The following is a 23,946-nucleotide window of genomic DNA, read 5'->3' as shown; positions in this document are numbered from 1 at the left end:
GGCGGACTGGCGCTGCCGGCCCGCGGTTGACGAGCCGTTGTCGAGTTGTTCCGAAGATCTACTGTGTGAGGGTCGACGCGGCGTACCCCCCCGGTATCGCGTTCACCGGACCATCATGCCTGCGACACCATGTTTTCGCAGCCGAGGACGCGTCGTACGATCGGGCGAATCCGTTGTAGCCGTTGCGATCTGGGCCACAACCTGGCAGCGGACCTGATGTGGGACACACGGCCGAAACAACGAATCCCCAGCAGTGAAAACTGCTGGGGATTTGTTGTGGCCAGAGTCGGGATCGAACCGACGACCTTCCGCTTTTCAGGCGGACGCTCGTACCAACTGAGCTACCTGGCCGGAAGGCACCGGTTGGCAATGAACCGAAACCTTTGGCGACCCTGACGGGACTCGAACCCGCGACCTCCGCCGTGACAGGGCGGCGCGCTAACCAACTGCGCCACAGGGCCTTGTTAAATTATCTGCACGAGACTCGTCACCGAGTTTCGCGCAGGCGTACCCCCTACGGGATTCGAACCCGCGCTACCGCCTTGAAAGGGCGGCGTCCTAGGCCGCTAGACGAAGGGGGCCGGTCGTGTTCTCCGTTGGGAGCTCGCATAGCTTATGACAGGTTTCGCAGAAACCACAAATCGGCAGGTCAGAGTGATAAACGGGTGCCAGCGGCGGGTTCGTCGACACGCCGCCGGAGGGCGCCGTTCCGGCCCCATCGACACGTTGTAAACTCATCGACGCCCCGGCTCGCCGGGGTCCTGCCCCTATAGCTCAGTTGGTAGAGCTACGGACTTTTAATCCGCAGGTCCCAGGTTCGAGCCCTGGTGGGGGCACCATCATGACCAGGCGATTCGCTTTCGAGCGGGTCGCCTGAGCCGTCTTCTGGAGCGTCCGTGGTCACCGATTGGTCACGCGGCGTCGAATCGTGGTCACGGCGCCCGGCGCGAGGGACCAGCGCCGCGGCCGCTTCGGCGGCCTGAGCGCCGACACCGTCGAGCAGGTGGCTGTAGGTGTCCGACGTAATCGAGATCGACGAGTGCCCGAGGTGTTTCGACACGACGGCAATCGGGACGCCGGCCGCGAGCATCAGCGACGCTTGCCCGTGGCGCAGATCGTGAAGGCGAATGCGTCGAAGCCCGACCTCGTCGGTGAGTTCGTGGAATCGATCGGTGACGTCGCCCGGCGGGATCGGCGTGCCGTCCTCGCGGGCGAACACGAGACCGTGGTCGTTGTAGGCACTCCCCCACTTCGAGCGCTCGCGCTCCTGCATCAGGCGCTGCGCCATCAGCACACCCAGTGTGCGTGCAGGGACGTCGACGACACGAGCCTCACCACTGGCGGTCTTCACGGGCCCGAAGCGGTACTGCCGATGCTCACCGCCGCAGAAGGGGCACTCAACCCCGGTGCCGTCTGTCTCGACGATCTGCTGACTGACCACGAGGCGGGACCGCTCAAAGTCGATGTCATCCCAGCGCATCCCGACAGCCTCGCCGCGGCGCAGGCCGGTCATCGCAATAGCCTCGAACAGTGATCCAAGGCGGTCGGTTTGCGCGTGGTCAAGGAATGCGCCGAGCTCGGTGCCCTCCCAGGGCTTGACCTTCGGCCGTGTTGCGCGCGGCAGCTCCATGTCGGCTGCCGCGTTGAAGGACACAAGATGCTTGCGCTTCGCCGATGTGAGGGCGCTACGCAGGGTTGCGTGAATCCGTCGCCGGGTCGCGGGTGACAACGTCTTCGGGTTGCGCCGCTTACCCTTTGCGATCCGAGCGTCCTTGGCGGGCGCCTTCGGCGGCTTGGCAATCTGGCCCAGCATGTGTTCGACGTGAGTGGCACGGAGGTCGCGCAGTCGCACAGTGCCGATGTGCGGGACGATGTAGGCGTCGATGTGCTGCCGGTAGCTGCGCAGTGTGGTCGGCCGAATTCCCGCCTGCGCCTTCGCTTCTATCCACTGATCGAGGTAGGCCGCAAGCGTGAGCCGCTGGTCGACAGCGACAACGCCGGTGCGGATCTCGGTTCCGGAGAACATCGGTCACGACGACCTCGCGATGGCGCTCATGCAGGCCGCGACGACGATCCAGACTCGCATCCCTGTCGAGGCGTGGCCGGCGCCCCTCTGCGGCACTGGTGACGTGCTGACCACCGACCGCGGCACCCGCATCACCCGCCAACCCTCGTCCAGTCCGAACGACTCCATCTTCTGGGGCGGCGACGGCACCAGGGTCTAGGCGAATGTGGTCTACATATGTGGACCACATTCTGTGGAACCACCCACCCAACTGAGCGCAGCTAAACAGGGCGCCCGAAGCGCTGGTATGCAGCCTGTCGGGTGGTGTCAAGAGCCGCGGCGATGATCGTCCACGAGTCGCCAGCCTCTCGAGCGGCTCCAACGGCGTCACGCAGCTCGGCCTCGCCTTCCTCAATCGCGGTGCGCGCAGCGACGATCCTGCGGAAATGGGTGGCGTCGCGGGCGGGGGTGAGATTCGGGTCGAGCTTGTCGAGGCCCGTGATGTCGGTGTGCCTCTGTTCCTCCATGACTTGACGGTACTTCGGCAGGAACACGTCGCGCATCCAGTGGGCGAAGACGGGCGGGCGGTCCTCGAGGGCAGGCGCCTGGGCGGCGAGTGCGAGTGCGCGTTGCCGGTTGGCTGCCTTCACCTCGGGTGGGATCATCTAAGCGAACCGATAGATGGACGATGCCCTAGATATTCACTGATGAGCATGTGGAGACTCTGATCGTCGAGAAAGGCCACCTGCGCCACCTGCGACAAAGACTCGACACTAGGTTGTGTTCTCGCTTGGCTCCGATCGCCCAGTACCGCCACCCGATTGAGCTTCGAGAGCTCGACCGTATTGCCGAAGAGGAAGTAGCAGTGCTCGACGGATGCCTCCTCGAGCCGCCCGTCGGCACTCGCCGACACAGCTTGAAATACGAGTGGCTCTTTCCCTCGATGGATGGCCGCCGTCGGCCTTCGCACTAGCCCACCGCGGAGCCGCAACTTGTAGCGGGTATCTACCCGCATACCTGGAGGCAGAACGCTTTGGACATTGCTAACCACCTGCTCACCAAACGGACGGGATTTGGGCGGCGGCGCGAGATAGCGAAGTTGATCGGCGCGCATCATGGATTCACCGAGATGATGGATGCTAAGTCCGAGGTTCTCATCGGTAGCGAAAGCGGCTATCTCACCGGCCGGAGTCATAGCAGGGGCCAGGAAAGGCGAGATAGCTTGCTGCAGAGCGAGGTTTAGTCTCGTCGAGTCCAGGTTCACACCGGCCATTTGGAGGCGGAGGCGGACTTCTCCTCGATCCGACACGCGGTACCCGTCCGAGAACCGCTCAACGAAAACTTCGACACTGTCGCCGTCGCTGTAATGGAGGTTCGGGCGGACCAGGTACCCATCGCGGTACGGATCGGCCATAGCGGAGTCGTTCAGCACGCGAAGCAGCCTCGCCCGAAGTGCGTCGCTCTCTAGCATGGTGACCACTCTCCAGGCAACGGCGTCCAGAAGTCCTCCGGAAGCTCCACGGTAACGTGCGCAGCAAACGACGTCCATACATGCTGGTAGTCGCCGTCCGATGGAACAACGTTGAAGCTGAGTTCGATACCCAGCCGCTCTGCGATGGCTTCCTCGGAGCCATCCTGGCGGTAGCGGTGCCAGTGGGTTTGACGTGTCCACCCGTCATGCGAGCCGTTGACGTCGACCCGGCAGGCGGGGACCCCGTTGATGAAGTACTGCATTGTCGGCTGATCAGATTTGCGCTCGGCAGCGTAGAAGCGCAACTGGCCCTCTGGACTATTGGGGAGGCCAGTCGTAACGTTCATGCTCCCAGACAGCCTGGGTTTGTCGTAAAGCCACTGAACCCTCCCAACAGCCCTCGCCTGAGCAAGCCCCCGCAGGACATGAGATACCTCCATGTCAGTGAGCGCCCCGGGCCGATGCTTCGACATGTGCAGCATCTCATCACAACGACAGCAACCGCGGCGCCTCATTGGTCACGCCGTGGTCACACGACACGGATCGACAGCGGGTAACAGCGGGTGAGTCGCGCACGGCCATCCGCCCGCTGACCTGCTTATTCCGCCAGTGGCGGTTGATCCCCGTCGAGGCCCGACGAGGCGGGGTTCCGACTTTTGATCCGCAGGTCCCAGGTTCGAGCCCTGGTGGGGGCACCAGTCAAGGCGTTGCAGTTGCAACGGAGGCGTCGACTCGACCCTCCGGACACCTATCACCTCAACCGTCACGGGCCCTGCCGGCCCCGCCGAAGCAGCTGCGCCCAGCCGATTAAAAATAGTCAACGCCACCTTGTTTACCTTTAATCAATCTGGGTACTCCCCTTGTGAACAAGAACGAGTCGTGGGCCCGCCTTCGATCGATCACCAGTCCACTACACAAGGGGCACTACATGACCACCAGCCACAATCCAATGCAGCAGCACGGCAACGCGGGGGGTTACCCGCCCGGGCCCAACGGTGGCGAGGGATATCCGCCCGCTCCCTCACCTCGGCGTAGCACCGAAACCAAGGCCTCGACGAAGACCAGCGAGCTGATCGCCTTCGTTCTCGCCGTCCTCGCGGTCGCCATCACCGCGCTCGTCGTCGGCGGTGACGACGGAAACCCGGATCCCTTCGGCGCCGCAGAGGCTCTGATGTACATCACCTGGCTCACCGTCGGCTACATGATCGCCCGCGGACTGGCCAAGTCGGGTAGCCGCGAAACCTACGACGGCCACTAGTCCGACCCAGCCACCGGCTCAGCACGCCCCGACACCTGACTGTGAGGTGTCGGGGCGTTTTGCGTTGCCGCGCACCGCCCCGTGACCAACGCGGGCCTGATGGTCTTCCGACACGCCGGAGTGCAAATCCGTGCCAAGTCACGACTCGGTTTCAGCGTCTCGGAAACAGGACGCTCGGTACCAATTCGGCACCCTCCCTCATGTTTCGCCCGTTCAGACGATCAGGAACTGCACCCCTTTCCGTTCCTCCACTCGGGACACGGAAATCCGACTGACAATCAGATCAAGTCAAAAGACAACAACGGTTTCTCAACCCTGCTTTGTTAACTGAAAACCCCTACGCAAGCATTACGATTTCCCGCCCGCCGGCACCTCAGCCATCCCGGAGACATGCCTCGCCATCGTCTCCGCAGCTAGAGACGGCTTCGAGGGCACCGGTGCGCTGGCTACAACCCCATTCCGCAGGCGGTATGCGCTATTTCGGACAGTAGACAACGATCACCTGACGATCGACTCGGGTCACGCGAAAGGGACCAACGGCGACCCACCAGGGCGATCAAATAGGTCACTTGTCCAAGAATTCAGGAATCTCAACAATGGCCATTGTTTCAACTCGACCAACGCCCGGAAACGCCTATTTGAATGATGCGGAATGGTCTGTACAGTTCCGAATTGCCAAGGGGTCGGGAAGCCGAAACGAATAATCGGCCACTCCCCTCGGCACTACTCAGGGGGAGTACATGAGCGTTCCAGTTGATCGGATCACGCGTGCCTTCATCGGCACCGAGCGTGTTCCGGACGCGACGCCGATCACGTCGGAGAGGTGGCTCGTCCACTATGCGCGGCACATCGCGTGGACAGACCTGTCGCTCATCGCGGTGGCGGTGTTTGCCGGCCAGGTCATCCGGTTCGGTGGCGACCTGCTACGTCCGATCGGACGCGACGGAATCCCGGCTCTGTTGATCACCGCCACCCTGATCGTCGGATGGCAACTGGCACTGCGTATCGGTCAGGCGGGCGATCCACGCATCCTCGGTGCGGGCCCCGTCGAGTATCACCGCGTGCTGACCGCCTGTTTCGGCTTCTTCGGCGCCTGGGCCATGGTCGACCTGGTCTTCGACCTCGCCATCGCACGCGGGTTCATCGCGATCGTGCTGCCCGTCGGCACCCTGATGCTCCTCGGCAGCCGGTGGGCGTGGCGTCGACACCTGACGACGGGCCGTGAGAGCGGGCGATTTTTGCGATCGGTGCTGGTGGTGGGGTCTCGAGCGTCGGCGCGGGCACTGATCGAGCGTCTGAACACCAACCCGTCGCTGGGCTACCGCGTAGTCGGGGTGTGTCTCATCGACCCGACGACGGCCACGACGATGCCCCGGTTCTCCGGGTACGGCACCGAGGGTGAGAGCACCGACGTCCCGGTGTTCGCCGGTTACGACCATGCTGCCGAACTCGTACAGACCTGTGGCGCCAACACTGTCGCCGTCACCTCCGCAGACGCGCTCGGACACCGGGCGATGCGCGAACTGTCGTGGGAACTCGACAACTGCGACGTGGAGATGCTTGTCGCGCCCGGCCTCATCGACATCGCCGGACCGCGGATCACGATGCGCCCGGAGGCCGGGTTGCCGCTCCTGCACATCGACAAGCCGCAGTACAAGGGAGCCAACAGGTTCCTCAAACTCACCTTCGACAAGGTCGTCACAAGCGTTGCACTGCTGACGCTTTCACCCCTGCTGGCGCTCTGCGCGCTCATCATCAAACTCGACAGCAGAGGACCGGTCTTCTACCGCGCCGAACGCATCGGCACCGACAACGAGCCCTTCATGATGTGGAAGTTCCGTTCGATGGTGGTCGACGCGGACTCCCGTCGACGCGAGCTGATCCACCTCGACAACGGCAACGGTGTGCTCTTCAAGCTCCACGCGGACCCGCGGGTGACCCGCGTCGGTCGCTTCATCCGCCGCTACAGCATCGACGAACTCCCCCAGCTCTTCAACGTCCTGGGCGGAACGATGAGCCTCGTCGGTCCACGGCCGCCGCTGCGTGAGGAAGTCGAATCCTACGATCAGGTCGTCCGGCGCCGCATGCTGGTCCGCCCCGGGATGACCGGCCTGTGGCAGATCTCCGGACGCAGTGACCTCTCCTGGGACGATTCCGTCCGGCTCGACCTCTCCTACGTCGAGAACTGGTCACTCACCACCGATCTCGTCATCCTCTGGCGCACGGCGAGCGCCGTCCTCTCTCGTCGAGGCGCCTACTGAACCCCGTCGCGCACCGGTCACCTCGCACCGGCTCCGAACACCGCTGACCACAACCACTCTCGCGAAACACGAAGGAAGACCAATGAAGAAGGCGCTGATCACCGGGATCACCGGACAGGACGGCTCGTACCTCGCCGAACTCCTGCTGTCGAAAGGCTACGAGGTGCACGGGCTGATCCGCCGTTCCTCGTCGTTCAACACCGCACGCATCGACCACCTCTACCAGGACCCGCACGATCCTTTCGCCCGGTTGTTCCTGCACTACGGCGATCTCAGCGACGGTGCGCGGCTGGTCACTCTGCTGGCATCGATCAACCCGGACGAGGTCTACAACCTCGCCGCCCAGTCACACGTTCGCGTCAGCTTCGACGAGCCCGAGCACACCGGTGACACCACCGGGATCGGCTCGATCAGGATCCTGGAAGCCGTGCGGCAAGCCGGGATTCGCTGCCGCTTCTACCAGGCGTCGAGTTCGGAGATGTTCGGTGCTTCGCCGCCGCCGCAGAACGAAGACACCCTGTTCTACCCACGGTCGCCCTACGGCGCGGCCAAGGTCTACTCGTACTGGGTGACCCGCAACTATCGCGAGGCCTACGGACTGTTCGCTGTCAACGGCATCCTGTTCAACCACGAATCCCCGCGCCGCGGCGAGACATTCGTGACGCGCAAGATCACCCGCGCGGTCGCCCGCATCAAGGCCGGCGTCCAGAAGGACCTGTACATGGGCAATCTCGACGCGGTGCGCGACTGGGGTTATGCACCCGAGTACGTGGAGGGCATGTGGCGGATGCTGCAGGCCGACGAACCGTCCGATTACGTTCTGGCCACCGGGGTTCCCTTCACGGTCCGAGACTTTCTCGAGCACGCTTTCGATCACGCCGGACTCGACTGGCGCGAGCACGTGATCTTCGACGAGCGCTACCTGCGCCCCACCGAGGTCGACTCGCTGATCGGCGACGCGTCGAAGGCAGAGCTGGATCTCGGCTGGCGAGCACAGGTCCGCGCTCCAGAACTGGCTCGCATCATGGTCGACGCCGACATCGCCGCTCTCAAATGCGAGGGGACCGAATGGATCGACACGCCCCAACTGCTCACCTGGAGTCGCGCGTCATGAAGTTCGATCCGTCGTCGACCGTCTATGTCGCGGGCCATCGAGGGCTGGCAGGCTCTGCTCTGGTGCGCGCGCTGCAGCGTCGTGGATTCGCCGACATCATCGGTCGGTCGAGCCGCGACCTCGACCTCCGGGACCGGCACAGCGTGTTCGAGTTCTTCGCGTCGACCACACCCGACGTCGTGATCCTCGCCGCCGCACGGGTGGGCGGGATCATCGCCAACAGCACCGCGCCCGTCGACTTCCTCTCGGAGAACCTGCGAATCCAGGTCAACGTGCTCGACGCCGCTGCCGCGTTCGGCGTCGAACGTGTGCTGTTCCTCGGGTCGTCGTGCATCTATCCGAAGTTCGCTGCGCAACCCATCAGCGAGGACGCGCTGCTCACCGGGCCACTGGAATCGACGAACGACGCCTACGCGGTTGCCAAGATCGCCGGGATCATGCAGGTCCAGGCCACGCGGCGCCAGTACGGTCTGCCGTGGATCTCGGCGATGCCGACCAACCTCTACGGGCCGAACGACAACTTCTCCGATGACAACAGCCACCTGTTGCCGGCGATGATCCGGCGGTACGAATCGGCGCGCCGGGGGGCCGCGCCGATCGTGACCAACTGGGGCACCGGCACTCCGCGCCGAGAGTTGCTGCACGCCGATGACATGGCCGAGGCGTGCATGTACCTGCTCGAGCATTACGACGGGCCACGGCAGGTCAACATCGGCACCGGGGTCGACCACTCGATCGCCGAGATCGCGAGCATCGTCGCCGGTGCCGTGGGTTACGACGGCGCCGTCGAATGGGATACCTCCAAGCCGGACGGGACGCCGCGAAAGCTGCTCGACATCAGCACGATCCACGAACTCGGTTGGCGCCCCACGATCACCCTCGACGAGGGGGTGGCGCAGGTCGTGGAGTGGTACAGAGGGGTCCACTCCCCCTGCGAGCGTCACGAAGGGTCCGGTGACCTCGGTCGTGAGGCCCTTCGTGACGCGTCCTCCGCGGAAAGCGAGCTATCCGATGTCGGGGTCTGAGTCGTCGGTGACCGTCGCGGTACCCACCACGACGGTTCCCGCGGCGACGTCCCCGGACACCTCCGCGGCCGCACCGACCACTGCCCGCCTGCCGATGGTCGCGGGTCCGGTGACGATGGCGCGCAACGCAACCCACGCCCCGTCTTCGACGACGAGTTCGGCACCCGCCGGCGACCTCAGCGTCGCCGACTGCGAGACCACCACGTCGGCGCCGATCCGGATCGGGCCGTCGTTGTCGAGGGTGACCGCTTCTCCGATCCACGAATCCGCACCGATCACGAGTCGGCCCGGCCGCGTCACCCGGACGCGCGGCCGCATGAGGACACCTCGGCCGATCTGCGCACCGAAGACCCGAAACACCGCCAGGCGTACCGAATTGGGCACGAATACCAGCCCGATCGCGCGCATCACGAAAGGCCAGACCAGCGATGACCACTGAGCTAACACGATCGCCATCGTATCGAACCCGCCGGCCACTCGGCCCGGTGAACGAGACCACCGAACCACGTCCGGCCTCGTCGGGACGCAAGTGCGTGGATTTCATCGCGATCAACTACGCCCCCGAGGTCACGGGTATCGCCCCGTACGTCACCGACATCACGCGACGTCTCGCGGCACGCGGCTGGAGCGTCCGCGTGATCACCGGCTACCCGCACTACCCCCAGTGGCATCTCGACGGGGAGATGTCGGACTACACCTCGACGGTCGTCGACCACGGCGTGATCGTGGTACGGGTGCCCCACAGCATTCCCGAGGGCACCGCACTCGTCGCCCGGTCACGCATGGAGCTCGAGTTCGGCATGGGTGCCATCGTCGCGCACCTGCGCCCCGAAGCCGTCACGGTGATGGCGAGTCCGCCGCTCATCGCATCGGCCATGGTCATGCTGCGACGCAAGTTGGGTCGCCGGCGGTTGTCGCCGATGGGCGTGTGGGTCCACGATCTCTACAGCCAGGCAGTCAGCGAGGCCGCGTCCGGTGGTTCGCTCAGTCGCACACTGGTCGGCAAGCTCGAGCGGTTCGCACTGTGCGCGGCCGACGAGATCGCCGTCGTACATCCGCGATTCGGCGAGATCGTCGTCGACCGCCTGGGTGTCGATCCGAAGGTCGTCACCCACGTACGCAATTGGACGCAGGTGCAACATGAGCCGCGGGTCGCGCGTGCCTCCGCACGTGAGCGGCTCGGCATCCCGCCGGACGCCATCGTCGCCGTCCACGCGGGGAACATGGGCCAGAAGCAAGGACTCGAGAACCTCGTCGACGCAGCCCGTTTGGTCGACGGCACCGACAACCCGTCGACGCGTAATGTCCACATCTATCTCGTCGGCGACGGCAATCAGCGGCGGCAGCTCGAGGAGCGCGCCCATGGTTGCACGAGTCTGACGTTCGTGGACTCGCTTCCCGACGACGACTTCCACCTGATGCTGTCGGCCGCCGACGTGCTCGTGGTCAACGAGAAGCCCGGGGTGGTCGAGATGTCGTTGCCCAGCAAGCTCACCACCTACTTCAGTTACGGGTTGCCGGTGGTGGCCTCCGTGGCCGACGACGGCATCACCGCGGGCGAGGTCCGGCGGTCCGGGGGCGGAGTCGTGGTACCGGCGGGCGACCCGGCGGCCCTCGTCTCCGCCATCACCCTGACCGCGAGCGACACCGACTCCGCCGAGGCGATCGGCGAGGCCGGCACCCGTTACGCACGTGAGGTTCTCGGCGCCGACGCGGCGGTCGAGCGTTTCGAGCTGTGGCTGCACAAGCTCGCACAGCACGCGAGCGTGCGGGCATGACCGTGACGACGCCGACCACGACCACCGCGCGGTCGGTGATCCTGTCCGACCTGGAGCCGCGCCGCCTGCGCGATTACATCGTCGACAAGTCCGACCGCGGACGCGGACGAATCTGGATGGTCACGTGGTTGGGCGTCGGGCCGGTCCTCCGCAGTGGTCTGGGTGGCAACCGTTTACGACGCGTCGCGCTGCGTTCGTTCGGCGCCGCGGTGGGTGCCGGTTGCGACATCCACCGCTCATTCCGTGTGCACTTCCCATGGAAGCTGACCCTCGGGGACCAGGTTCACATCGATCGGGACGTCTGGATCATCAACCCGGAACCGGTGTCGGTCGGGTCGGCGTGTCGGCTCGGCGAGCGCGCAGTCATCTGCTCCGGCGGCCACGACCACCGCTCGCCCACGTTCACCCGCACCAGCCAGAGCGTCGTCATCAGCGAGCGCTGCCATCTGGGCAACGGGGTGACGGTGCTGAAAGGGGTTGTGCTGAAGGCCGGGACACAGGTCCCGGGCGGGGCCGTGGTGATTCCGTCGATCCGCCGACCGGGAAGTGATTCCGCATGAGAATCCTGCAGGTGCTGACCCTGTTGTCCCGGGCGGGCGAGTTCGGCGGCCCCGCGACCGTCGCAGTCAACCAGAGCCGTGCCCTCGCCGAGCGCGGCCACCAGGTGACGCTGATCGCGGGCTCGTTCGACGGACATGCCGCGGCACCGGATGTGGCCGGCGTGAGAATCCTGACCTTCCCGACGCGCACGGTCGGTACGGGACCGAGCTTCTCCCGCATCGTCTCGCCGTCCATGCTGCGCTGGATCTTCTCGCATGCAGACGAATTCGATGTCGCCCACGTGCACCTCAGCCGCGATTTCGTGACTCTCCCCGCCGCCCGGCTCCTCGCTCGGCGTCACGTTCCCACCCACGTGCAGACGCACGGCATGATCAATCCCCGTCCGTCGCTTCCTTATCAGGTGATCGACAAGACGCTCACCATCCCGGCGGTGCGGCACGCCCACACCGCGTTCTACCTCAACGACATCGAACTGACGAAGCTGCGTTCCACGATCGGTGACACCGCTCGATACGCGTACCTGGCCAACGGCGTACCACTGCCGCAGCCCGTCCCGGTCGCCGCGCCCGCCGACGACGATCTGCCCGAGGTGTTGTTTCTGGCGCGGCTGCATCCGCGCAAGCGTGCGGTCACATTCGCCCGCGCCGCCACCGAACTCGCGGTGCACGTCGGTGCCCGCTTCACGATCGTCGGCCCGGACGAAGGTGACGGTCCCGCCGTCGACGACATCATCGACACCTTCCGCTCGGCCTGCGGACCCGAGATCGGTTCCCGCGTGCGTCGGGACCCGCCGTTGCCGCCGGAGACCGTGCCCGAGCGTATGGCCTCGGCTTCGATCTTCGTGCTTCCCTCCGTCCAGGAGCCGCTGCCCATGTCGGTTCTCGAAGCGATGGCGGCCGGCCTACCGGTGGTGGTCACCGACACCTGCGGCTTCGCGGGCCTCATCGCCGAAGCCGATGCCGGATTGGTCGTCGATGACTCGGTGGAAGCCCTGACCGCGGCCCTCGATGCCCTCCTCGCCGATCCCGACGGCGCCCGCGCCCGGGGGCTGCGGGGGCGACGTGCTGTCGAAGACCGCTGGGGCATCGGCACCGTTGCCCGAGAACTGGAGGCCCGCTATGCCGCAACACGCTGACACCTCCGCCGCCGCCCGCGCGGCCGTGACCGAAGCGGTCACGTTCTCGATCCTGGTCCCCTCCTACAACCCGGGTGCCTACTTCGGCCCCGCGATCGAGTCGGCGTTGCGCCAGATGAGTGCCGACGACGAGATCCTCATCCAGGATGCGGGTTCGACGGACGGAACCCAGGACATCATCGCCGCGCTGGCCGCCGAGGACCCCCGAGTCCGCGCGGTGGTGGAGAGCGACGACGGTCAGTCCGACGCCCTCAACCGCGCACTCGCACGCGCGACGGGTCACTGGGTGATCTGGCTCAACGCAGATGATCTGCTGATCGAGGGCGCGTTGCCTGCGATCCGTGCCGCCGCCATCGAGACTCCCGACGCATCGGTGCTGACCGGTGATCATCAGCTCCTGCGGGCCGGAGGTGACGTGGTCGGGACATTCGACGGGAAGCCCATCGAGAAGCGAACCCTGTTGCGCCGCTCCACGTGCGCGTCGTTCTCGGGATCGGTGGTCGTGCGACGCGATCTGCTCGACGCGCTCGGCGGTTTCGAGAACGACCTCCACTGCACCATGGACTATTCTCTGCAGTTCCGCCTCGCTGCGGTCGCCCCGCGGCAGCGGGCACTGCCGGTCCCTATCGGAGCCTTGCGCTTTCACGACGCGTCGAAGTCGGCGAACCTGTGGCGGACATTCCTCGGTGAATCGTTCCGGCTGCGCATGCGCTACGCCGAGTCGGGGACCGACCGCGTGCTCGGGATCGTGGGCACCGCCGAACAGTTGGCGTCGTTCCTCGTGTTCCGCATCCGGCTCACACCGACCTACCGGAGGTTGCGCGGTGCTGTCCGACACTGACCGTCGCCGCGCCGGCGATCGGCTGCGCAACGATGCCGCACTGCGGATCACGGCCCGAGTGGCCAGTTCCGCGATGCTCGGCGTCTTCGTGCTGCTGCTCGCCCGCGCACTGCCGGTCGACTCGTTCGGTCAGTTCATCCTGGCGTACACCATCGGGCTGGTCATCGGGCTCGTGGCGGGATTCGGTGCACCGGTTCAGGTCATGCGGTCCGGTGCGAGTGGAGGCGACGCCTCGGCCGTGCGTTTGTACGTCATCCACACGCTGTCGGTGTCTCTGGTGTTCGTTCTCGCCGCCGCCGTGGTGTCGCTCTCGACGATGCCGCTGATCGTCGTCGCCGGCGGGCTTTTCGCCTACTCCGACACGCTGCAGAACTTCGCCCAGAACTTCCTGGCCGGCATCCGCGCCCACACCGCGGCGAGCTGCCTGGTCGTCGTGCAGCGGGCGGTGCCGCTGGCCGCGTGGGGAACCCTGGCCGTCCTGGGCCACGGCTTCGGCGCCATCGCGGTCATCGTCGTGTTCGCATCCACATCCGCGGTGGCGTTGCTGGTCCCGGCGGTCGTGGCCGGGGGCCGGGCAGTCCGGAACGCCATCGCGGAGATCCGCGAGCTCTCACCGGGAGAGATCGCGCACTTCTGGGCACTGTCGATGTCGGGTGTCCTCGCGCAACTCCAGGTGTCGGCGCTCGCGGTCTTCGCGCCGCCCACGACGGTCGGCTACTTCGCGATGGCCTCGCGCGTCACCGGACCACTCACCCTGCTGTCCGCAGCGGTGTCCACGGTCGCCGTACCCGAGCTGGCCGGATCAGTCGACGACCCTTCGGCGTTCGGCCGCATCTACCGGCGCTATCGGAACCTCATCCTCGCTTACTGCCTGCTGGTCATCGTCATCGCGTGGCCTGCCGCGTGGGTGATCGTGCAGATCGTCGGCGCGAAGTACGAACCGGCGCAGATGCTACTGGTCGGCATGATCGTCGCCGCGGGCATCTCGTCTGTCTCCCAGGCGCTCAGCTCCAAATACATCGCGCTCGGGCGGCCCGACACCGTGACCGTCGCGATCGTGATCGGCGGCGCAACCACATTGACCCTGTTGCTGCTCGCCGGCGTTCTCGACCGTCTTCACCTGATCTGGCTCGTACCCGTCGCCGGTCAGGCACTTGTCCTCGCAGTCCTGCTCTCCGACATCCACGAAGGTGGGAGAATGACCAGTTTCCTCCGAACCCACTGGGAGCGAGCGCTTCTCGTTGCCACCGTCGTCGCGCTCGTCGTCGCGGCAGCGTCGACGTTCCTGGTTCAGCGGGAGTCAGCGGGCCCGGTTGCCGCCGGCGCAGCCCCGCAGGTGACGGCCGCCGCCGGCGTCCGGCCGGCCGCGAACGACAAGGCGGTGAAGATCCTCGTGATCGGTGACAGTTTCACCGAGGGAACGACATACGGCGGCAAGGGCACATCGAACTGGACACGGGTTGCGCAGGCGAACCTGTCCGGGGAGCGACTCAACCGGTGCCCGGTTCTCCTACGGGTGTCGGGGCGCGGCGGCGCCGGCTACCTGACCACCGGAATCCGACACACAACGTTCGCGTCGGAGACGCAACGTCTCTTGACCCGCGATGTCTCGGCGATCGTCCTGGTCGGCAGCGGCAACGACCTCTCGCACCCGACGCGTCAGTACCGCGCCGCGGTCGACGAGACCATCGCCGCCGTCCGCAAAGCACGTCCCGAGATTCCCGTGGTGATCGTCGGACTGTCGTGGATCCACGCCGCGCCCGTCGAATCCGCGTACCTGCGGGCCAACAAGCTGCTGGCTGCCGCTGCCGCACGCCATCGCGCGACGTTCGTCGACCCGATCCGCGGCGGCTGGTACGACGCGCCGCGCCGGCAACCCCTCGTGGGTGCGGACATGCGGCATCCCACCGACGAGGGACACGCCATCATCGCCGCCCGCATGACTCCCGTCCTGGAGGACCTGGGCCGAAAGGGCAGCTGCGCATGAGGAACACGGAGACCAGCAGGTTGCGGCGGCCCGGCGCCCCCACACTCGTCGTGCTCGGGATCGTCGGTTGTCTCGGCCTCGTCCTTGCCGCGGCGATCTCCACTCTCGCGTCCCAGCACGGCGCGGTCGAGGCCACATCGCGTGTGGTGCTCACCTACGAGCGGGACGCGATGGAGCTGCCGCAGGATTTCGATCCCGCCCCGACGATGCTGCTCACCAAGAGCATCGAGTCCTACTCGTCTCTGGTGACCAGCGAGAACTTCCTGCGTCGCGTGATCGATTCCCACCACATCGACATGACTCCCGACCAACTGCGGTCGGGCTTGTCGATCACCTCACCGCCCGACACGACGATCATGGATTTCACCGTTCGCGGCGCCGACTCGCGGACGGTCGAAGCAGCGGCACTCGGTATAGGTCGTGAGTTCACCGCCGCGCTGGCCGAACTCGAATCCCCGGCCCCCATCGCCTCGGTCGTGCTCGGTCCGGGGACCGCGGGAAGGACCTTCCCGAACGCAGTGCTGCGCACCACGGTCCTGACCGTCCTCGCCGTGCTGACGACAGTGGCCATAGCGCTGATGTTCGTCCGTCGCCGATCCGAAACATCGACTCTCCCAATCACACCTACCGCTGCCCTCTGGAGGACATCATGAAGCGACCCAACAAGTGGCTCAGCCTGATCGTCTGGCTGCTTCCCGCGTCGAAGGTCAAGAACACCTTGCTCCGTGCCATCGGCAACACCATCGGACGGGATGTGGTCCTCGGCCCCAATCTCGTGCTCGGATGCGGCCCGTTCCGCATCGGCGACCGAGCCGTGGTCTCCCCGTTCAACATCTTCCGGCAGATGGCGTCGGTCGAGCTGGAGAAGGACAACTTCATCGGGCGGCTCAACCAGTTCACCGCCGCACCGTCGTATCAGCGGTTCAGCGACCGCGCCGGGGTCCTGTCGATGGCGGAGCAATCGGCGATCACAAACCGGCACTACTTCGACTGTTCCGGGCGTATCGACATGGAGGCCTACAGTGCCGTCGGGGGAACCCGCAGCCTGCTGCAGTCCCACGAGATCGACATCGTCGAAGACCGGACGACCATCGGCACCATCACGATCGGCGAGCGGAGTCTCACCGCGACCGCCTGTCTCATCCTGAAAAACGCTCGTGTGCCGGCTTTCTCGCTGGTGGCGGCGGGATCGGTGGTCACCGCGTCCAGCAACGCGGCGGCGGGCGATGCCGGCATCTACGCGGGCGCCCCGGCGAAGTGGCGCCGCGAACTGCCGGAGTGCAAGTGGTGGTACCGGTCGTCATACATGACCCCGGTCCGAGAGGTCGAGGGCTTCTGATGTTCTCGTCATCTGGCAACCGGCTGCCGACCGTGGTGTGGGCGGTGGCCGCGGTCGGCCTCATGTTGCTGGGCTCCGCCTGCTCGACGGCCGCGCTCGCCGAACGCGCCGACGACCGTGTCGCCACCGCCCACGGCGCCGCTGTCCACGTCGACTACGCGACCGCGGCCGCCGTTCCGTCCGGATTCATCACCATCGAACGTGGACGCAACTCTCACCCCCTCCGGGTTGTCGACGGCCGACTCCTGCATGGGGAGTCCACCGCGCCGAATGCGGCATCGTATGTGGCGACCGATCTCTCGCCCGCACACGTCACCCGGATCGGAGCCACGGTCGGATTCACCGGCGACGACGCGGGATCGATCGCCTTGCTGGTGAGCGCGAAACCCGTCCCGGACAACGAGTCCGAGCCGGCGCCGAGTGCGGCCGTACACTTCGTCGCCACGCGCACGGGCTGGTCATATGCGATCTGGGAGGCCGGCAAGGGGGGTCAGACAGTTCTGGGCAAAGGCACCTACAAGACCGCCTTCGATCGTGATGCCGCACGGTTCGAGATCGAGCTCGACGGTGACCGCGCAAAGCTGTACCTTCCCGATGCCACGTCGATCGTGTTCACGGACAGCCGGATCGAGGAGTTCGCCGGGGGTTGGGCGACGTGGGAGCTGTACGAGGATTCTGCCGGAACTTCACCGGCCTCCTTCCGGGAGCTCTGGGCGTCATGATCGTCGCCACTCTGTTCGCAGCTCTCGTCGCCTTCGTCGCCGCCGCCTACGACCCGCACTGGGTTCGACGCGTCGACCCGTTCCTGTGCAGCTGGCTTGTCGCGTTGACGGCGTGGCCGGTCATCGTGATCTACGCGGTGGCGCCGGCGGTCTGGTCGTCGGCGGACGCAGTCGGACCGATCTTCGCCGTCCTGCTGTACGGTCCGGCGGCGGGATTGAGTGTGGCAGCTGCGCTTCGGGCCATCGGAACGCACGGGTTCCGGATCGACCAGTCCGCGGCGATACTCGGCCTGCTCACGATGTACGCGTGTGCCGCAATGGTCATCGACGGTTCAGGACGGATCATCAACATCGGCATGTCGATGGCCCTGCTGGTCGGTTTCGTGTTCCGGTACCGGTCTTTCGGCCTCGACGATGTGGCCCGCGCGGCGCGGATCGCCCTGGTGGTGACCGCTGCCGTCCTGCTGGTCTCGGTGCTGTTCAATTCCTCGCGCGTTGTCGGAGCGTGCCGCATCGACAAGTGCACCGATCTCGGCGCGGTCCTCACCTCACCGTTCGCGGGTAACGGCAACCTGGCGGGCATCACGATCACGGCGCTGTTGCCCTTCGCGGTGTACCGCCTGCCGATGTGGCGTGTCCTCGCAGCGGTTGCCGGCGTCGGGTTGATCGGCTTGCTCGCCGGAAGTCGCACCGCGTTCGGCGGTATCGCGGTCGCCGGTGCGCTGGGGATCGTCCTGGCCATGCCGTCGATCACGACTCGTGTGCGAAACCTGGTGCTGGGGCTCGCCCTGGTGGCGAGCACGGTGTACTCGCTGTTTCCCCTGTACGTCGGCTACACCAATTCCGACTACAGCCTCCGGGGTTACCTGTGGAACCAGGCCTTGCGGGAGATCCCCGACCAATGGTTCTTCGGTCACAACCCGGCGTTCTGGGTCGAATCGGGCTCATCGTTGCTGTTCAAAGCGAACTACTCGCCCCACAACGGATGGCTCGAAATGCTGCTGGCCGTGGGGGTCTGGGGTGTCGGGCTCGTCATCCTCGCCGCCGTCGTGAAGGTGGTCCAGACCCCCGACAGCACCACCCGCGCCTACCTGCTCGCGTACTTCAGCACCATCCTCGCTCTCAGTTCTCTCGAAGCGGTGTACGTCCCGTACTTCCTCGGCATCGCACCGTTCGCCGCGCTGCTTCCCTACTTCCTCTACCAACACAACCGTTTCCCCGTGAGTCGCCACGAGGTGCTCGCCGAATCACAGATGGAGTCCCGATGAAGATCCTCACCACCATCGCCACCAGATGGATGCTCGTCGTCGCGTTCACCCTCATGGGCCTCGTTGCGGCCATCGGGTTTTCGCTGCTGCAACCCCAGACCTATGTCGCGACGGTGCGCACGTACATCGCGACCGGCACCTCCGACATGCTCGAGGCCTACCAGGGCAACCAGGCCGCCCGAGCCAGTATCCAGACCTTCGCGGTGCTCGCGACCGACCCGGTGGTGGCCCAGCGCGCCATCGAGAAGTCCGGCGTCGACATCTCGCTCCCCCAGTTCCTGTCCGAGATCTCCGTCAGCGTGCCGCCGCAGACCGTCATCCTCGACGTCTCCGTCCAGAACGCATCATCGACCGATGCCGAGAGGCTGTCGACCGCGCTGACCGAGGAACTCGTCGGGATGGTCACCGCACTACAGGAACCGACCAGCGGCGGTCCGGGCGCCTTGCGTCTCGTCATCGTCGACCCGAACACCCAGGGTGCCGTTCGACAACAGCTCATCGATCCGATGCTTCTCGGCGTCGGCGCGGTCGGCGGCGCACTCGCGGGGGCGGTCCTCGCTCTGCTGCTGCAGCTTCGGCAAGACCGCCGGACCGACGACGAGCAGCTCCTCGACGTGCCCGGTGGTCCCACCACCGGCGACATCGAGGTGACCATCACCGGTCCCGCAACCGCTGCGACCACACCGGTCAATCGTCACGAGCTCCCCGACCCGATGACGAGCGACCCGGTGACGAGCACAGCACGGGGCCACCACACGCCGGTTGAGCCGGTGACGAGCGCAGCGAGGAGCCGAGTCGAAACCCCCGCCCGGTCCGCTGTCGCGCCTTTCTCGGCTCGTCACACCGTCAGCCGGCATTCGGCGACGCGACGGAATGATGGTCTGGCCGGGATGGGTCGCGAGATGTGAACCGTTGCAGGTGAGTCGACTGCGTCGGGCCCGCCTACCGCAAGCAATCCCCGGGATCTCTCGGCCGCGGTAGGCGGTCTCTTGCTGTGCCCGGCGGATCGGCTAGTTCAGTACACCCTGCAGCGCAGCCACAACCGGCTTCGGTGAACCGTCGAAGCGGTACAGGCCGAAGTTCGAATTGTCCTCTGCCTTGTTGGCCGACAGGTCGTGCGAGGTGAAGAGGAAGATCGCCGCGATCCACGGCAGGTTGTTGGCGCGGTTGACTGCGTCGGTGATGATGGTGGCCTGAACTGCCTCGGTCGTCGACGCAGGTGTCGTGCCGGTCGGCTGCCCGAACTCGGTGACCCAGATCGACTTCGCCGAATCTCCGTTGGCCACCATCGTCTCGCGTCCCTGGGGCAGTACTGCCGCCCCACCGCCGTCACCTCCGCGTGGGTCTGCGGTGATGGGATACGGAAGCGTGTACGGATGGACTCCGATGCCGTTGAAGTAGTTCTTGGCACCAAGCGCATACATATCGGCGATGAACACCGTGTCCCGGGTCTCGGTACGAAGACTCGACAGTCCACCTGTGATCACCGGCTGATTGGCCCCTGCGCCGCGGATACCGCTGAACGCGGCCTTCAGCAGCGGGACGTACTCGCCGGCGGTCGGAGGAATCAGGTAGTGCGCCAGGTTCGGCTCGTTCCATACTTCCCACGCCGCGACACGCGGCGCGTATCGGAGTGCGACCTGCCGGGCGAACTCTCCGAAAGTAGCCGGGTTGGCGGGTGCGTTCCCATTTGCGATGGGATTCGCGCCTGGCTTCTGTGCCCAAACCGGGGCCGGGCCCTCGAGGTTCATCAGAACCGACAGTCCCTTGGCCCGCGCTGCACTCACCGCGGCGTCGAGACGTGTCCACGTGAAGGAAGTCGAATTCGACGGCTGCAGCAGATTCCACTTCGCCGGGATGCGGATCGCCGATGCGCCTGTCGAACGAATCTGCTCGGCTTCACGATGGAAGTCTGCGCCCGCGTACTGGGTGGAGATGGAGGCGACGCCGACGGCGACTCGAGTCTCCGCGAGCGACGCACCGGGGGCGGTCAATAACCCTAGGGCCACCGCTATGCTGGCGGCAATCGAAGCAATGAGTCGGCGCATGGTCCCCCTGTCAGAGTGGGTCTGCATGATTATCCCGCTCGACTGCCCCCTTGGACTGCCATTTGCCGATTCGGGCTCAAACCGCAGCCGCCGTTCACGATCGGCCAGTCACCGCGAACGGCCTAACGTCTGTCGCTCAGTTTGCTCCGCGTCGCGATGGGCCCGCCCGGCCGTCTGTCGCAGCGCCCGCTGTTACGGGCCCCTCGGAGCCCGAGATACCAATCGCGACCCGTTGACTCGCCGATCCATTCGTATCTGTGTAGGCGATGGCAAAGAACATACACGTCCACAGCACGTACGCCGTTACGGTACCTCCGGTGCTGATAGAGGAAAACAGCTGAATTGATACCAGCGCGATGAGTACAGCCACCATGCCTGGGTTAAGCGACCGGTCGACTAGCAATCTCCGCATCACAATCCAGAGCAGCCCGGCGAAGAAACAGGTGGCTAGGATCGCACCGAAACCGATCAGATAGCCTAACAGTGCCGACTCCGGACTTGTGTTCAAACCGTATTGTGACGCCACAAACGGCTTCACGCGTTGAATCCCCTCGCCGAACGGGAAGAATCGCGACAGATCCGGAAGAATCACCGCCCATGCACTCCTCCTCGCGTCTGCGGACCCGGAGTCATCAGCGATCCGGCCAAAGATGGCGTTGAAAACACCAAGCGCATCGAAGAATACGTACGCAGCAGCGACTCCTAGCCCGAGGAATACGCGGCGACCCAACGTGGCAGAGCTTGTAAGGATCAAGAAGATCACCCCGACCGCGGCGCCCAGCAAACCGATCCGCGATTGCGTAAGCGCTATCCCAACCATCATCAAAACTAGGGCTACATAGGTCAACCATGTTCGTCGGAGTAACGCCAACAGAGGGATCGCGGTGGCGATGAACAAACCAAGGTCGAGCGGGTGGTCGATAGTGCCCATCTGCCGATTGGACTCGTCGACAATTCGCCACCAGAACCGGGTCATGAACCGATCCAGGAAAGGTTGCACCACGAGGTCACGCGAAATGAGGTAGGCCAGCACGCTCTGAGCGCAGGCCGCGAGTATATAACCCAGAGCTACGAAACGGTAGAACGATGCGTATCGCTCAGCGAGGTCGCAACACATAAGGAATACCAGCACTGGGGCCAAGATGAAGTTGAGCCAAAACGACAGGGCCACACCAGGGCTTGTACCACTCAGTAATTCGGAAGCAAGCGACCCAACAATAAAGATCGCGAGCAAACCCACCGCGCCCCTTGGGATCGCAGCCAGAATGGTCCTGACCCTCACCGGCAATTGTTGCTGCGGGATCAGGAGACGCGTACAACCGACAGCCACTGTCAAGACCGTGCATACATGCACACCCAGGATCGTGATCTGCGCAGCGAAGGGTAACACCACATAACCGGCGAGCACTATCCCGACTCCGAGACGAGGGTCGTAATAGGCTGCGACGCATACCATCCCGATCACCAGCAGAATGAGGACCAATACCATAAGGACCTACTGCCTCCTGCACTCCACGAACTGCGACTGGCCGTTTGGCCCGGGACCTGACTGGCGCCGCCGGTTCAGCGGTACACCGACCGTCCGTCGTCTGGCGTCTGACGCATGCTGTCACGCGATGCGCGGGTGGCGACCGTTGCTGGATTGACGTGACGCGGGTCCACTTGGGCGATATCTCCGTAGTATCCATATCGATACGTGCGTTCACGATCGCTGACGCCGTTCACGACGACACCCAGAATCGTCGCTTGTGCTCGTTCCAACTCAGCAAAAGTCGCCACAAGCTCCGTACGCTTCGTGCTGCCGGCCCTCACCACCACCACCACGCCGTGCACCCACTTCGTCAACTCGACAGCATCGGTCACCGGCATTACGGGTCCGGAGTCGACTATGACCAGGTCGTAGAGCGCTTCGAGCTCCGCGAAGCAGCGGCCAGTCCTTTGAGATGCGAGCAACTCCGCAGGATTGGGCGGCACCGGCCCGGACGCGAGTACGTCGACACCCGGTGTACTCGACTGCTGGATCACTTCCGCGACGTTCTCCACGCTTCCGCGCAGATAGTCAGTAAGACCAATACTGTTGGTCAGACGCATCCGCTGAGAGGCAGACGGTTTCCGAAGATCCGCTTCGACCAGAACCACTCTGTTACCTGACTCAGCGAACGCCGCCGCGAGATTTACAGCAGTCGTCGTCTTGCCTTCTCCGGGGTTCGCGCTCGTGACGAGGATCCGTCGAGCCGGCGTATCCACGCTCACGAATCCCAGATTGACCCTCAGCCTGCGGTAAGCCTCCCCGGTCGGACTCGCTCCTGCGGGAGCGAAGTCGAGCAAGACCTTGTCTTGGAGTGCGGAATCGTCCGGAACAGTGCAAAGCGACGACACATTGGGCAACAGTTCGGTCACGTCGGATTCGCTCCGCAGGCGTGTGTCGAGTCGATGCCGTGCGAGCACTATCAGCAATCCGAGCAGTAACCCAACCGTGAGTCCGATAGCGAGATTGCGTTTGGTTCGCGGTGAGATCGGCGCATCACTTGTCATTGCGGGACTCACAACGGTGACCTTGGCCAGCGGATCGCCGCCGGAGCTCGGAGTTTCGAGCACCGACACGTACTTGACCAGGGACTCTGCGACTCTGTTAGCGAGGTCGCTGGCCACCGCCGCGTCTGCATTTGTTGCGTTGACGGTGAGCAGCACGGTCTCCAAGGATGCGTACGCCGACACATCCTCGCGGGCATCCTCTACGGTCATCTGGAGGCCTGAATCGTTGAGAGCGTCGCGAAGCACTGCTTCCGAGTCCACCAACCGAACGTAGGACGCCACGCGCTGCTGTGACGCGAGCGAACCCTGATACGCATTCTGTACTGTTGCCTCCGTCCCAGAGGTCACGTACAAGACCGCAGAGGACCGGTACAGCGGGGTCTGAGTAAGACTGAGTCCTACCGCCGAGGCACCTCCAATCAAAACGCATAGAGCGATAATCCACCAGCCATCGCGGATCACGCGCAGGAGCACCCTCAGTCGGTCGGCCGCCGATGCGGTATTCACAGCTTCAGTTTGATTCACAGTGCCTGCCTCGGTTGGGGCTCGGACTCATCGAGCCGATCGAGCTGATTCTGGGTTAACGGGAAAGTTCCAG

General features: G+C 65.0%; 22 protein-coding genes, 4 tRNA genes and 1 pseudogene. 16 read left to right on the top strand and 11 right to left on the bottom strand.

What is annotated here, in order from left to right; all coding sequences use genetic code 11:
- Positions 1-277: 277 nt before the first annotated feature.
- The 3 genes from ACSUZC_RS05760 to ACSUZC_RS05750 all read right to left on the bottom strand — a co-directional run bounded on the left by ACSUZC_RS05760 (position 278) and on the right by ACSUZC_RS05750 (position 581).
- Positions 278-351: transfer RNA gene (locus ACSUZC_RS05760), tRNA-Phe, on the bottom strand.
- 33 nt (positions 352-384) lie between these two features.
- Positions 385-461 (bottom strand) — tRNA-Asp (locus tag ACSUZC_RS05755).
- Between the two features lie 47 nt (positions 462-508).
- A tRNA-Glu gene (locus ACSUZC_RS05750) sits at positions 509-581 on the bottom strand.
- A 182-nt stretch (positions 582-763) separates the two neighbouring features.
- On the opposite strand from ACSUZC_RS05750, the gene ACSUZC_RS05745 reads away from it, so the two are divergent.
- Positions 764-839: transfer RNA gene (locus tag ACSUZC_RS05745), tRNA-Lys, on the top strand.
- Between the two features lie 218 nt (positions 840-1,057).
- On the opposite strand, the pseudogene ACSUZC_RS05740 reads toward ACSUZC_RS05745, so the two are convergent.
- Positions 1,058-2,026: pseudogene (locus ACSUZC_RS05740) on the bottom strand (tyrosine-type recombinase/integrase); the annotation flags it as partial.
- On the opposite strand from ACSUZC_RS05740, the gene ACSUZC_RS05735 reads away from it, so the two are divergent.
- Positions 1,971-2,225: a hypothetical protein gene (locus tag ACSUZC_RS05735; RefSeq protein WP_439031918.1), complete on the top strand. Its 255-nt coding sequence runs from the start codon at positions 1,971-1,973 to the stop codon at positions 2,223-2,225. The pseudogene ACSUZC_RS05740 and the gene ACSUZC_RS05735 sit on opposite strands and share 56 nt — an antisense overlap.
- 61 nt (positions 2,226-2,286) lie before the next feature.
- Here the strand turns inward: ACSUZC_RS05735 and ACSUZC_RS05730 are convergent, their stop codons facing one another.
- Genes ACSUZC_RS05730 through ACSUZC_RS05720 form a run of 3 tightly spaced genes read right to left on the bottom strand, consistent with a single transcriptional unit; the run spans position 2,287 to position 3,739 of the window.
- Positions 2,287-2,670 (bottom strand): hypothetical protein, encoded by a 384-nt coding sequence (locus ACSUZC_RS05730; RefSeq protein WP_439031917.1) that lies wholly within the window; start codon positions 2,668-2,670, stop codon positions 2,287-2,289.
- A complete protein-coding gene (locus ACSUZC_RS05725) occupies positions 2,667-3,437 on the bottom strand; it encodes a DUF1828 domain-containing protein (protein WP_439031916.1) in 771 nt (256 codons plus the stop codon). The genes ACSUZC_RS05730 and ACSUZC_RS05725 overlap by 4 nt, the downstream gene beginning before the upstream one ends.
- 32 nt (positions 3,438-3,469) lie before the next feature.
- Entirely contained in the window at positions 3,470-3,739 is a 270-nt protein-coding gene (locus ACSUZC_RS05720; protein WP_439031915.1) for a hypothetical protein, read from the bottom strand.
- A 665-nt stretch (positions 3,740-4,404) separates the two neighbouring features.
- Between ACSUZC_RS05720 and ACSUZC_RS05715 the strand changes: the two genes are divergently transcribed.
- The 4 genes from ACSUZC_RS05715 to ACSUZC_RS05700 all read left to right on the top strand — a co-directional run bounded on the left by ACSUZC_RS05715 (position 4,405) and on the right by ACSUZC_RS05700 (position 9,134).
- Positions 4,405-4,734 (top strand): hypothetical protein, encoded by a 330-nt coding sequence (locus ACSUZC_RS05715; protein WP_439031914.1) that lies wholly within the window; start codon positions 4,405-4,407, stop codon positions 4,732-4,734.
- 740 nt (positions 4,735-5,474) lie between these two features.
- The gene (locus tag ACSUZC_RS05710; protein WP_439031913.1) at positions 5,475-6,995 is read left to right on the top strand and encodes a sugar transferase; all 1,521 of its coding nucleotides are present in this window, start codon (positions 5,475-5,477) and stop codon (positions 6,993-6,995) included.
- A gap of 82 nt (positions 6,996-7,077) precedes the next feature.
- On the top strand, positions 7,078-8,109 hold the full coding sequence (gene gmd, locus ACSUZC_RS05705) for a GDP-mannose 4,6-dehydratase (RefSeq protein WP_439031912.1): 1,032 nt from the start codon (positions 7,078-7,080) through the stop codon (positions 8,107-8,109).
- A complete protein-coding gene (locus ACSUZC_RS05700) occupies positions 8,106-9,134 on the top strand; it encodes a GDP-L-fucose synthase family protein (RefSeq protein WP_439031911.1) in 1,029 nt (342 codons plus the stop codon). The genes gmd and ACSUZC_RS05700 overlap by 4 nt, the downstream gene beginning before the upstream one ends.
- On the opposite strand, the gene ACSUZC_RS05695 is transcribed toward ACSUZC_RS05700, so the two are convergent.
- The gene (locus ACSUZC_RS05695) at positions 9,114-9,590 is read right to left on the bottom strand and encodes an acetyltransferase (RefSeq protein WP_439031910.1); all 477 of its coding nucleotides are present in this window, start codon (positions 9,588-9,590) and stop codon (positions 9,114-9,116) included. The two genes, ACSUZC_RS05700 and ACSUZC_RS05695, sit on opposite strands and share 21 nt — an antisense overlap.
- 29 nt (positions 9,591-9,619) lie before the next feature.
- On the opposite strand from ACSUZC_RS05695, the gene ACSUZC_RS05690 reads away from it, so the two are divergent.
- Genes ACSUZC_RS05690 through ACSUZC_RS05645 form a run of 10 tightly spaced genes read left to right on the top strand, consistent with a single transcriptional unit; the run spans position 9,620 to position 19,673 of the window.
- Positions 9,620-10,912 carry a glycosyltransferase family 4 protein gene (locus ACSUZC_RS05690; RefSeq protein ID WP_439031909.1) on the top strand — a complete coding sequence of 431 codons (1,293 nt, stop codon included), beginning with the start codon at positions 9,620-9,622 and terminating at the stop codon, positions 10,910-10,912.
- A complete protein-coding gene (locus tag ACSUZC_RS05685) occupies positions 10,909-11,472 on the top strand; it encodes an acetyltransferase (RefSeq protein WP_439031908.1) in 564 nt (187 codons plus the stop codon). Before ACSUZC_RS05690 ends, ACSUZC_RS05685 begins: the two co-directional genes overlap by 4 nt.
- Positions 11,469-12,608, top strand: a complete 1,140-nt coding sequence (locus ACSUZC_RS05680; protein WP_439031907.1) for a glycosyltransferase — start codon at positions 11,469-11,471, stop codon at positions 12,606-12,608. The genes ACSUZC_RS05685 and ACSUZC_RS05680 overlap by 4 nt, the downstream gene beginning before the upstream one ends.
- The gene (locus ACSUZC_RS05675) at positions 12,592-13,449 is read left to right on the top strand and encodes a glycosyltransferase (protein ID WP_439031906.1); all 858 of its coding nucleotides are present in this window, start codon (positions 12,592-12,594) and stop codon (positions 13,447-13,449) included. Before ACSUZC_RS05680 ends, ACSUZC_RS05675 begins: the two co-directional genes overlap by 17 nt.
- Positions 13,433-15,436 (top strand): GDSL-type esterase/lipase family protein, encoded by a 2,004-nt coding sequence (locus tag ACSUZC_RS05670; RefSeq protein WP_439031905.1) that lies wholly within the window; start codon positions 13,433-13,435, stop codon positions 15,434-15,436. Before ACSUZC_RS05675 ends, ACSUZC_RS05670 begins: the two co-directional genes overlap by 17 nt.
- Positions 15,433-16,089, top strand: a complete 657-nt coding sequence (locus ACSUZC_RS05665; RefSeq protein ID WP_439031904.1) for a hypothetical protein — start codon at positions 15,433-15,435, stop codon at positions 16,087-16,089. Before ACSUZC_RS05670 ends, ACSUZC_RS05665 begins: the two co-directional genes overlap by 4 nt.
- Positions 16,086-16,775: an acyltransferase gene (locus tag ACSUZC_RS05660; protein ID WP_439031903.1), complete on the top strand. Its 690-nt coding sequence runs from the start codon at positions 16,086-16,088 to the stop codon at positions 16,773-16,775. Before ACSUZC_RS05665 ends, ACSUZC_RS05660 begins: the two co-directional genes overlap by 4 nt.
- Positions 16,775-17,497 carry a hypothetical protein gene (locus ACSUZC_RS05655; RefSeq protein ID WP_439031902.1) on the top strand — a complete coding sequence of 241 codons (723 nt, stop codon included), beginning with the start codon at positions 16,775-16,777 and terminating at the stop codon, positions 17,495-17,497. Before ACSUZC_RS05660 ends, ACSUZC_RS05655 begins: the two co-directional genes overlap by 1 nt.
- Positions 17,494-18,765: an O-antigen ligase family protein gene (locus ACSUZC_RS05650; protein ID WP_439031901.1), complete on the top strand. Its 1,272-nt coding sequence runs from the start codon at positions 17,494-17,496 to the stop codon at positions 18,763-18,765. The genes ACSUZC_RS05655 and ACSUZC_RS05650 overlap by 4 nt, the downstream gene beginning before the upstream one ends.
- A complete protein-coding gene (locus ACSUZC_RS05645; RefSeq protein WP_439031900.1) occupies positions 18,762-19,673 on the top strand; it encodes a YveK family protein in 912 nt (303 codons plus the stop codon). The genes ACSUZC_RS05650 and ACSUZC_RS05645 overlap by 4 nt, the downstream gene beginning before the upstream one ends.
- Before the next feature lie 102 nt (positions 19,674-19,775).
- On the opposite strand, the gene ACSUZC_RS05640 is transcribed toward ACSUZC_RS05645, so the two are convergent.
- The 3 genes from ACSUZC_RS05640 to ACSUZC_RS05630 form a co-directional block, all read right to left on the bottom strand.
- Positions 19,776-20,759 carry a cellulase family glycosylhydrolase gene (locus ACSUZC_RS05640; RefSeq protein WP_439031899.1) on the bottom strand — a complete coding sequence of 328 codons (984 nt, stop codon included), beginning with the start codon at positions 20,757-20,759 and terminating at the stop codon, positions 19,776-19,778.
- 190 nt (positions 20,760-20,949) lie between these two features.
- Positions 20,950-22,302, bottom strand: a complete 1,353-nt coding sequence (locus tag ACSUZC_RS05635) for an O-antigen ligase family protein (protein ID WP_439031898.1) — start codon at positions 22,300-22,302, stop codon at positions 20,950-20,952.
- Positions 22,303-22,376: 74 nt separating this feature from the next.
- Positions 22,377-23,822 (bottom strand): polysaccharide biosynthesis tyrosine autokinase, encoded by a 1,446-nt coding sequence (locus ACSUZC_RS05630; RefSeq protein ID WP_439033003.1) that lies wholly within the window; start codon positions 23,820-23,822, stop codon positions 22,377-22,379.
- Positions 23,823-23,946 lie beyond the last annotated feature (124 nt).

The organism is Gordonia terrae, from assembly GCF_051789125.1.
Lineage (GTDB): Bacteria > Actinomycetota > Actinomycetes > Mycobacteriales > Mycobacteriaceae > Gordonia > Gordonia terrae_A.
Note: the sequence above shows the minus strand (reverse complement) of the source record. Positions and strands in the feature narration are given on the sequence as shown.